Consider the following 10,228-nt stretch of genomic DNA (forward strand, 5'->3'; position numbering starts at 1 on the left):
GAACAAGATCGGGTAGTTTCCGATCTGCGAGAAGTTCTTTCGGGTTTCATGACGGCTTAAAATTAAATATCTAAAATTATCCAAGGGTTTTCGACTCGGGCGATGGCTCCTCCGGGAAATGGATCGGTTTGCGATCGGTTGGGCGCTGCGATTAAGTTGGTGAGTTTTTCTACGCTGTCAAAGCTGGGTGCTGAGGGTAATATTTGTTGCAGTAGCTGTCGCATTGCCCGCCGCTGCAACGCTAGGGGTGCTGCTCGCAAAATCGGGCGGTTTAACTTGACGGGGAGTTGAAATTTCACCGCCTCGTTGTCTGCAATGGGAGAAATTGCTCGCTGTAGCACGTCGCTGGCTGCAAGTTCGAGATATTCGACATCGGCGCGGAGGAGTTCGGCTGTTTGGGCGATCGCCTGTTGGGCTTTTGGGTTGAAATGAGTTTCTAAATAAGGCAATAATTCCGATCGAATGCGGTTGCGGGCATATTTTAAGTCTTGATTTGTGGAATCTTCCCAAATTGGTAGTTTTTGGTCTTGACAAAATTGACCGGTTTGCGATCTGGTGATTTCGAGTAAGGGGCGAACTAAATAGATTTTAGATTTTAGATTTTGGATTTTCGATTGGGAATTTTCATTTTGATTGGACAATTTAAAATCGGCAGATATTTCAAAGTTGCGATTTTCTTGGGAATTGTCCAATCTAAAATCTAAAATCGGCAATCTAAAATCGGCAATGGGTCGCTTCCAGGTGAGGGCGGAAAGTCCGTCGGCCCCGCTACCGCGAATTAGGTTGTAGAGGAGTGTTTCGGCGCGATCGCTGGCTGTGTGTCCTGTGACAATGTAGGGGGAGTTGCGGGCGATCGCAATTTCGGTTAAAGCTTGATAACGCCACTGTCTGGCCTCTGCTTCTGTTTTGGGGATCGAGAAAGCTGTTTGCAAATAATAGGATATTCCCCAATTTTTAGCTAAATTTTCTACATGAGTTGCATTAGATTGGGAATCAGAACGCCAGCGGTGATCGCAGTGGGCGATCGCTAAATTCCAGCCCCATTTTGGCTGCAAATCCAGCAGTAATTTTAGCAAACACAGAGAATCTTGTCCGCCGGATACTGCTACTAACAATCGCTGATTTGAGGGCAATATTTGTCGGTGCAGCAGCGTCCGGTGCAGTTGAGCGTGGAGGTGCGTCCAATTGGAAGATTCAGCCATGAGAACAGTTTTTTATGAAGTAATATCAAGTCCGGTTGCACTGTCAGGTGACTGTTGACTGTTGACTGTTGACTGTGAATCGAACAGCGGAAAATTGCACCGATCTTTTGTGGCAACTGGGACGGGGAATTAATGAATTTCTACCTAATTTATCACCTGACGGTGCAACCAGAAACGATATAATATCAAGTCAGGTGGATTACCTAATATGGTACGGGATCCCCTCACCAAAAAATTTGCCAATAATTGACAATTTCAAAAACTGTGTTTTGTATTTGTAGTGCGATCGTCCTCGCTCGCTTGGTGATATATCCGCCAGCGAGCGAGAACGCTCCCCAGGCGTTAAAATAATACTTTTTGCAAACGTGAGATGCTCCCGGAGGAGCGATCGTCTAAGCTTTTGTAGTGAACTTCAAGAGTTAGGGGACGGAGGGAGGTTGAGAGTATTGGGAATTGGGAAATTCTCCCCATTTTCCCGGCTCACAATCTTTCACTCTCCGCCTCTGGGACTCTCCCTAGCTCCACATTCCTCGACTGTGGGGGTGGATGTCTGGATGCCTGTAAACAGGAAAAGTATTACTACTTATTTGTGTTGATTCGCCGATATTTGGTTCATCATTTGTATCGGTTCGATCTGAGTTATTTTCACTGTATTTTTGGGATGTTTCTGATGTTTCCGGGGCGGGAGGAAGGGCTTTTTGTTCTGTTACCTCTGATTCGGCGATCGGGCAAAACTCCAGACGCATTCTAAGTTTGCCTTTTGTCCAGTCTTTGCCGGCACTTAAAACTTCGCAATCGATGCCCTCTGAAAATAAGTTTTGTTCTAGCAATTTTGACTGCATCACCGTCATAAATTCGCTAACTTTGAAGGTACATTGATACATCAAAGCGCTGGCAGGAGCAGACAAAACATCGTCTTCTTGTAGAAATATTTGCGAGTCGTCCATATCTATTTTCCTTTTAGTCAAGAAGTCTGTTGAGTGTTGATTGTTGTCGGTTGAGTGTGGATATCAAATCCGGTTATATCGGAATACCGAGAACAGTGGCGCGACGGCTGGCGAGGGTTAGGGGAGGGATTAGCGGGAGCGTTCCGCTCGCGAGGGTAGCGCGAGGGAACAGCGAACAGTTAACAGTTAACTGTTGTCAGTTTTTATTAGAAAAACCAACCGTAGGAATGTAAACCTTTGCCTAACAAATTAACGCCTAGATAGCAAATCCAAACTACTACAAAACCTGTGGCGGCTAAAATTGCTGGGCGTCTTCCCTGCCAGCCGCGAGTAATGCGGGCGTGCAGGTAGGCTGCAAATACCAACCAGGTAATCAGTGCCCAAGTTTCTTTCGGGTCCCAACTCCAGTACGAGCCCCAAGCTTCGTTAGCCCAAACGGCACCGGCGATAATTCCAACTGTCAGCAAGGGGAATCCTAAACCGATGATGCGATAGCTAATGTTGTCAAGGGTTTCTGCTAGATTCAAGCGCTGGGGCGAGAGAAGTTCTGCGGTTTGAGTTGGGGCGGTTGAGGTGGTTTGAACGGTTGCTAATTCGAGGACTGCGGTGGTGGTGTAACCGTTATTGCTGTTGAAAGCGGGTTCGCCAACAGGTTGGCTGTCGGTTGGGGGTTCGGGGTTTTGTGGGCGTTGGAGGCGGTAGTTGCCGTTGCGGTTGCTGTTGGTGCCGAAGGAACTGCCGGTGAGTTCGATTTTTTGGCCGCGGGTGACGATTAAAAATGCGATCGCCAGCAATGCTCCTACCATTAAGGTGGCGTAACTGAGCATCATGACGCTAACGTGCATCATCAGCCAGTTGGATTTGAGGGCTGGTACGAGGGGCTCTGCCGATTGCATGGTGTCGGGGAGAGTCAGGGCGGCAAAGGCGGTTATTGCCATTGCTACGGGGGATGTGGCTACTCCTACTAAGCGGGAACGGCTCATGTTTTCGGCGACTAGATGGATGGCGGTGATGCCCCAAACTAGGAAAAATAGGGATTCGTAGAGGTTGCTTAGTGGAAAGTAGCCGGCTTCTATCCACCGCGAACCGAGTAAGGCGGCGATGGAGAGGTTGGCGACGGCCATTCCTGCGGTGCCTAGGGCGGCCAGGTAGGGAATGTTGGGGAAGGCTGCGCCTACCCAGTAAACGAGCATTGTTGAGAACAGGATGGCGAAGGAGATGTTGTCCAGCCAGTTCTGAAGTACGACCAGATCCATATTATTTACTCCGGTAGTGTTTTTACTTATTTTTGCTAACTAGATCGATCGTACTGGGCTTCGGGAGTTTTGGGTTTGGGATTTTGAATTTTTGTGGCAATTATGAGTTTTTGGCTGTGGTTGAGGTGCCTGGGGGCGATCGGGCGGACGCATCAAATCAGGAATGATAATTAAATAACTTACAATCTTTATTGTTATTGTGGGATGGGCGGGAGAGCCCGTCCAGAAAGGACAGGTTCTCCCGCCCATCCCACAAACTTGTCTAAATTATTTAATTCGCGATCCTACTAAGCTACTCTTGACCCGCCAGACGAGTGTCACCCCGTCAAGTCGCGCTGGTTGATTCTGGCTGACGGCTTAAGGTTGGACGAGTTGAAACTAAGGAAACACCGAATGCTGAGGGGCGAAGTTCGATCGCCCATTAACAAATTTAGTCTTGGACGCAGGGGCTGGCAGAAACCGGGTTTTTTCAGAAAAATCCTGCGTTTTTACCCAGAGATTGAGTAAAAAACCCGGTTTCTTTGTCGGGAGTGCGTCTAGGACTGAAAATGTAGGATATTTTTCGAGCTGGGGCTATCTCGAATCGTTTAAAATTGATTTAGCAGATTACCCAATTGCTGTTTTTGTCACCACCAAAAAAACGTAATCCCCAGAATTAAGTCGTGGATACTATCCAAATTTTAGACAAAAGCTCAAGCTCCGGTGATTCATCTAGAAAATTCAATTCTCAAATCTAAAATCGATAAATAGTTGGATAAGTCGCACAGGCTAGATGATATCATGTGCGGTCGATTAGTATAACAAAAATAGTTCGTAGTGCGGACTTGCACAGGCAATCCCGGAGCGGACTTGCATACGCACGCGCGAACCAATTTGAGATCGGTCAATCGATCGCACACGATAGGAGATTTTGAGTTAATGCGTCGAGATTCAATTTTTTATAAGTTATTTCAAGAAGCTCCGACGCTGTTGTTTGAGCTATTGGAAGAGTCACCATCAAATGCGGATCAGTATCGATTTGATTCGGTGGCGGTGAAGGAACCGAAGTTTGAAATTGATGGGGTGTTTTTGCCTCCGGATGCTGAACCGGGAGTTGTATATTTCTGTGAGGTGCAGTTTCAGCGGGATGAATTGCTTTATGAGAGATTGTTTGGTGAGTCGTTTTTGTATTTTTATCGCAATCGCCAGCGATTTACTGATTGGGAAGCGGTGGTAATTTATCCGAGTCGATCGACTGAACAATCAGAAACGCATCCCTATCGATCGCTCACCAGCAGCAATCAGGTACATCGGGTATATTTGGATGAGTTGGGTGCGATCGAACAGTTGCCGCTGGGAGTGGCGCTGATGGCGTTGACGACTATCGATGAAGCGAGTACGCCGGAAGCTGCGCGATTGTTGCTGGCGCGATCGCAGCGGGAGGAATCGGAAGCGGCGAGTCGCGCCATAATAGAGATGCTGACGACAATACTGGTTTATAAGTTCACAAATTTGAACCGAAGGGAGGCAGAGGCGATGTTAGGGATTACGCTTGAGGAAACTCGGTTTTATCGGGAAGCTAAGGAAGAAGGCATTGAACAAGGCATTGAACAAGGCCGCGAACAAGGCATTGAACAAGGCCGCGAACAAGAAGGAAGGGCCTTGATTTTACGTCAGCTAAATCGCCGTTTGTTAAATCGGCGAGTTGGAACATTTCCGGAATCTATTACCTCTAGAATTGCTGATTTGTCGATCGAGCAAATTGAAACTCTAGCAGAGGAATTGTTGGATTTTCAGTCGATCGAGGATTTAGAGGTTTGGCGGGAAAATTTGCCTAAGTGAGATGCGATCGCACTTTTGCCTGCAGAATAAATCTCTTGCAAAAATAGCTAGGACGGGCAAGATGCCCATCCCACAATTTTTTTTTCTTGTGGGATGGGCATCTTGCCCGTTCCAAAATTTGATTAAAAGGACTTTTGCAAGAGGTCTAATGAGTTGCTGTGTTGAATTGAGCGCTCTAAGAATGATGGAAATGACAACAAGATATTTGCAAATTAGCTCATTTTGCAAAAGCAGGTAGTGGAACAACTCCATCACGCAGTAAACACGATCTCTATTATGGCGGAGGTATTCCTTGGGTAAAATCTGCTGATCTACCTGAATCAATAATTAGTGAAACTGAGGAAACAGTCACTCAGGAAGCTTTAGCAGAAACATCATTGAAGCTTGCACCCAAAAAAGCTATCCTTTTTGCAATGTATGGCGCTAATGTTGGTCGTGTTGGAATCTTAGGTATTGATGCAACAACAAATCAAGCAGTTTGCCATATTGTCCCAGAAAAAGACAAGGCTGATTCGAGATATATTTTTCGTGCCTTACAGCAAAAACTGCCATAATTCATATCAAGAAGTGTCGGCGGTGCACAGCCTAACATTAGTCAGCAAATAATTCGAGAGATAGAAATTCTACTGCCAGCGATCGCCCAACAGAAACAAATCGCCGCAATTCTGGACAAGGCGGAGGAACTTCGAGCGCTGCGTCGCAAGGCTTTGGGCGAATTGGATGCGATCGTGCGATCGATATTCCTTGAGATGTTTGGCGATGTAGGAGCGACATCCCGCTTTCTTGTTGAGCAACTCGAATCAGTTTTAAAACAACCTCTTCAAAACGGTGCTTATTTTTCAAAAGATGCTTACGTTGAAGATGGCGGAATAGAGATGCTTCACATGAGTGACGCTTTTTACGAAGTTGTCATTCGAGGTAATCTTAAGCAGGTCATTTGTAGTGCTGACGAATATAAGAAGTATCGTATTTCTGAAAAAGATATTTTGATTGCTAGAAGGTCTCTTAATTATGAAGGAGCAGCAAAACCTTGTTTGATTCCGCCTTCACCTAATCCACTGATTTTTGAATCGTCATTTATTCGCGTAACCCCGAACCCGGAAAAAGTTGGTTTTTTATTTTTCTTTCATTATCTCAGCAACGACTGGGTGAGGCAGAAGTGTATTAAACCATTTCTTACTCAGTCAACAATTTCAGGTATCAACCAATCAAACTTGGCGCGTGTGCCTGTACTTACTCCTCCCCTCCGGCTTCAACAAGAATTTGCTCGGCGGGTGGAAGCGATCGATCGTCTCAAAAACACACATCGCGAATCCCTCACCCAACTCGATGCCCTCTTCGCCTCCCTCCAACATCGCGCTTTTCGAGGAGAGTTGTAGCCGTCGGTAAAAGAAGCGTGGAATCGTTGATAGACAAAATATTTAAACAACCAGCATCTTCCCAAATTAGCGCCAATAATCGATATTTATGGACTATAATAGAATTAATAAAAGTTTCAGTGCAACAATGAAAACGGAGGTAATTAGCATGACTACTGTACAAGACGTTGCAGCTTATATTCTCGCCAAGAAAGGCGAACTTCCCGCTATGAAACTTCAGAAGCTTTTGTACTACGCTCAGGCATGGTCATTAGTCTGGGATGAAGCCCCCCTGTTTCCTGAAACCCTAGAAGCATGGGCAAACGGGCCTGTTATTCCCGACCTCTACAAGCACCACAAAGGGCAATTTATCGTCTCAGCGATCGCAGGTAATCCCGAAAATATTACCCCGATCCAAAAAGAAACTATTGATAAAATCCTGGAATTCTACGGCGATCGGACTTCCCAGTGGCTGAGTGACTTGACCCATCAAGAAGAACCCTGGATCAGTGCCAGAAAAGGACTCGCAGCCACACAGCGTGGAAATCAAGAAATCACACTTGCTGCAATGGCAGAATACTACAGCAGCCTGTAACCCTGTCACTCATGTCCAAGCAGAAAAAACAGCCAAAAGTCAAATCCCAGCCCGCTCCTCAAAAACAACCCAAAATCGCCGAAAATCCTCAAGATTACTACAATCGTAATCCAGCATGGCGAATTTCAAAAATGGAACTAGCCTCTGACTATGGTTGGCAAAATATTGATGGAGAAAAACTCAAAGAGATTCAAACAAAACTCAGTAACTTTGAATCTATGACGTGGCGGGAGATATTGGTTGACAGTAAAAAACAAAATCATACCGTGCCAATTAATAAGCTTTGTAAACTAGCCCGCGATCGACTCAGCGAAATCAATCTCGATGATTTGGATGAACTCACTTCTTTACGCTTATCTGCGAGCGAAAGAATCTGGGGCATACTCAATCAAGGCGTGATGGAGCTACTTTGGTGGGACCCGAACCATGAGGTGTATCCCACCCAGAAAAAGAACACTTAAAACCTAGATTGCAGTAAAAATGTGTAACTTTCTATGCTGCGATCGCAACCGGAATTTAATTGATCGAGCCAGCGAGTTAGGGCGATCGTCGCAGCGCTAGAAGATAAAGACCGTATTCCGGTAGTGCGCGAACAAATGGCACTAATTCAAGACATTCTAACTGATGCCTGGTGAGAAAATGTCACAATTCCCATTCTAGAAGGTGCCCGTAACAGGCTGCGATCGCTGATTCGTTTGATTGAAAAGACACATCTACAACCAATTTACACGAATTTTACCGACGAATTAGGTACTGAAACCTCCTTCGATCTGCCTGGTTTAAACAGCAGCCAGTTCGATCGCTTCCGTGCGAAAGCGCGTCAGTTTTTGCAAGCTCACGAAAATCATATCACAATTCATAAGCTGAGATCCAACCAACCGCTGACACCAAGCGATTTGAACGAACTAGAACGAATGTTGAGCGAAGCAGGTATCGGCGAACCCGAAGAGTTAGCAGCGGCTAAACATTTAGGTGTGGGGTTGTTTATTCGATCGCTGGTGGGACTCGATCGTCACGCAGCGAAACAAGCGTTTGGCGCGTTTTTATCCGGCTCTACATTCTGCGCGAATTCGATCGAATGCATTAACTTAATCATCGATTATCTAACGCATCATGGCGTGATGGAAGCCGGTTTGCTCTATGATTCTCCATTTACAGACATTAATGCTCAAGGCCCTGAAGGCGTGTTTAGTCCCACCCAAGTCGATACATTGGTTTTGGTTTTGGAGCAAATTAGCGCGGCGGCGGCTGCATAAATTTTAGTGGGCGATGCTGTTGATTTGCACGGTGTTTTATCCCCGCACATTCAAACAATTGCTTAACCAAAACAAATTCGATTACCAAGGATTACCAATCATTCTAAAAGCAGACCAATAATAGGGATGAGAAAAATTCCGAGTCTCGGTGTTTGCCAACTCCGAGGGTAGCGGCACATTACCAACAGAAGTGTGCAACATCCCCCCTTCAATCCGCACATTTTCGCGCAACATGGCTAATTGCGCTTGCCGCAGCGCTTCTGCTTTAATCGGAGCAGTTTTCAACTGCCCGTAGAAGTCGGCCATCAATGCCAAACTGCCCTCGTCGCTGACATACCAAAGAGTCGCCATAGCCGATTTAACCCCGGCTTGCACGGCTAACCCGCCAAAGCCCAACTCGGCTTGCCGATCGCCCACAGCAGTCCTGCAAGCGCTCAAAACCAACATTTCAACTTGCGGGCTGTACCATCCCATTTGCCGCAACTGATCCAAACGCAATTTAGTATCCCACAACTGAATAAAGGATTGGCTGGGATCTCCCGATCGAAATTCGGCGTGAGTAGCCAAATGAATCATCCCAAAAGGGTGCTGCTGGCGCTGCGATTTCAAATTAGCCAGAGTGAAAGCTTGGTTCAAGAAAGACTTACCGGGCCACTCCTGGGGGGTGATTGTCGATATTTCTATTTCCACCGCAGGTAAAGGACTCATTTCTGGAAATTGCGACGCGCCCATTGCCAGAACTTGGGTATTTTTGAAGTTGGCGGGGGTGGTATCTGTCAAACTCAGACTCGGCATTGAGCCGACACTGTAACGCTCTATCAGAAAGCCTTTGCCGTCGTGCAGGGCGGCCATCGGGATCGATCGCAACCCCATATCCGAGATAAAAGATAAATTCTGAATGCCTTTAGCTTGCAACTCTGCTTCGAGCGGCGCTACCATCCACTGGTAGAGCTGCTGAGCCAAGGGTAAATAAGTTTTAGTATTGCGCTTTACCGGATTAGTCAGTTCGCTGCGAAATTTCCGAACAGCTTCCATTACCTGGGCGCGAGAGGTGCCTGAGATGCGCTTCCGCACCGGCACGCCTTCTGGGGTAATTACCATCAGTTCCAGTTCGTCAGAGCCTTGAATTTGCTGTTCTACACGCAACAGAGGCGAACTGTTGTATGGTCGAGCGACTCTAGAACCCTTGGGTACAAAGCTCATATAAACGAGAGCTGGTTTGATGCCTGTGGCTTTTTGGACTCTGCCAAGGGTATTTTGAGTGTCTTCTAGGGTGGCGATCGCATTTGTTGACGGCAAATTTAGGTAATCGACAAAATCGCTAGTAAATCTTTCCTCTACGGGAAAAATAACGGTGCTGAGGTTGGTTGTCACCAAGGAAGCGCCAATATTTGGGGAGGGGGCAGGTGAATTGCGCTGTTGCAAGGAATTGGATATTTGGTTTTGCTCTTGCAACCGGGCGGAAAATAAAGGATTTGTGTCCTGCCGCGGGCTGACTGCGAGCGCAATATCTCGATCCGGTGTTGGTATTGGCGCGAGATTTATTTGGCCTGCAGCAGGCATAACAGGTATTTGGCTTGGTGAGACTGCTGGAGGTGCGGCTGTTGCTGGTGCAAGCGTTTGATTTTGAACTATTGTCTGTGCGATCGGCACATTTGATACTGGGGCTGGATTGGGAACTATTGTCTGTGCGATCGGCACATTTGATACTGGGGCTGGATTGGGAACTATTGTCTGTGCGATCGGCACATTTGATACTGGGGCTGGATTGGGAACTATTGTCTGTGCGAGCG

Annotated in this window: 10 protein-coding genes and 1 pseudogene; 6 read left to right on the forward strand and 5 right to left on the reverse strand. The window is 46.7% G+C overall.

Features of this window, described 5'->3' with window-relative positions; genetic code table 11:
• Positions 1 to 62 precede the first annotated feature (62 nt).
• The 3 genes from tilS to ccsB form a co-directional block, all read right to left on the reverse strand.
• Positions 63 to 1,202, reverse strand: a complete 1,140-nt coding sequence (gene tilS, locus IQ270_RS24340) for a tRNA lysidine(34) synthetase TilS (protein ID WP_193975758.1) — start codon at positions 1,200 to 1,202, stop codon at positions 63 to 65.
• 515 nt (positions 1,203 to 1,717) lie between these two features.
• The gene (locus IQ270_RS24345) at positions 1,718 to 2,149 is read right to left on the reverse strand and encodes a KGK domain-containing protein (RefSeq protein ID WP_193975759.1); all 432 of its coding nucleotides are present in this window, start codon (positions 2,147 to 2,149) and stop codon (positions 1,718 to 1,720) included.
• Positions 2,150 to 2,355: 206 nt separating this feature from the next.
• Positions 2,356 to 3,405, reverse strand: a complete 1,050-nt coding sequence (ccsB, locus tag IQ270_RS24350) for a c-type cytochrome biogenesis protein CcsB (RefSeq protein WP_193975760.1) — start codon at positions 3,403 to 3,405, stop codon at positions 2,356 to 2,358.
• Between the two features lie 918 nt (positions 3,406 to 4,323).
• On the opposite strand from ccsB, the gene IQ270_RS24355 reads away from it, so the two are divergent.
• The gene (locus IQ270_RS24355) at positions 4,324 to 5,226 is read left to right on the forward strand and encodes an Rpn family recombination-promoting nuclease/putative transposase (RefSeq protein WP_193975761.1); all 903 of its coding nucleotides are present in this window, start codon (positions 4,324 to 4,326) and stop codon (positions 5,224 to 5,226) included.
• Between the two features lie 203 nt (positions 5,227 to 5,429).
• Positions 5,430 to 5,861: pseudogene (locus IQ270_RS24360) on the forward strand (restriction endonuclease subunit S); the annotation flags it as partial.
• Here the strand turns inward: IQ270_RS24360 and IQ270_RS32040 are convergent.
• A complete protein-coding gene (locus tag IQ270_RS32040; protein WP_255532482.1) occupies positions 5,818 to 6,000 on the reverse strand; it encodes a hypothetical protein in 183 nt (60 codons plus the stop codon). The pseudogene IQ270_RS24360 and the gene IQ270_RS32040 overlap by 44 nt on opposite strands.
• Here IQ270_RS32040 and IQ270_RS24370 point away from each other — a divergent pair.
• The 4 genes from IQ270_RS24370 to IQ270_RS24385 all read left to right on the forward strand — a co-directional run bounded on the left by IQ270_RS24370 (position 5,976) and on the right by IQ270_RS24385 (position 8,435).
• Positions 5,976 to 6,605, forward strand: coding sequence for a restriction endonuclease subunit S (locus IQ270_RS24370; RefSeq protein ID WP_193975762.1), 630 nt, complete (start codon positions 5,976 to 5,978; stop codon positions 6,603 to 6,605). The two genes, IQ270_RS32040 and IQ270_RS24370, sit on opposite strands and share 25 nt — an antisense overlap.
• A 148-nt stretch (positions 6,606 to 6,753) precedes the next feature.
• Positions 6,754 to 7,179, forward strand: a complete 426-nt coding sequence (locus IQ270_RS24375; RefSeq protein ID WP_193975763.1) for a Panacea domain-containing protein — start codon at positions 6,754 to 6,756, stop codon at positions 7,177 to 7,179.
• Between the two features lie 11 nt (positions 7,180 to 7,190).
• Positions 7,191 to 7,640, forward strand: a complete 450-nt coding sequence (locus IQ270_RS24380; RefSeq protein WP_193975764.1) for a hypothetical protein — start codon at positions 7,191 to 7,193, stop codon at positions 7,638 to 7,640.
• Between the two features lie 234 nt (positions 7,641 to 7,874).
• Positions 7,875 to 8,435, forward strand: a complete 561-nt coding sequence (locus IQ270_RS24385; RefSeq protein ID WP_193975765.1) for a type I restriction-modification enzyme R subunit C-terminal domain-containing protein — start codon at positions 7,875 to 7,877, stop codon at positions 8,433 to 8,435.
• An 81-nt stretch (positions 8,436 to 8,516) separates the two neighbouring features.
• Here IQ270_RS24385 and IQ270_RS24390 read toward each other — a convergent pair.
• The coding region (locus IQ270_RS24390; protein ID WP_193975766.1) for a CHAT domain-containing protein at positions 8,517 to 10,228 on the reverse strand (1,712 nt) is incomplete at its 5' end.

The sequence above is a fragment of the Microcoleus sp. LEGE 07076 genome (assembly GCF_015207455.1).
In the GTDB taxonomy this organism is placed as follows: domain Bacteria; phylum Cyanobacteriota; class Cyanobacteriia; order Cyanobacteriales; family Microcoleaceae; genus Microcoleus.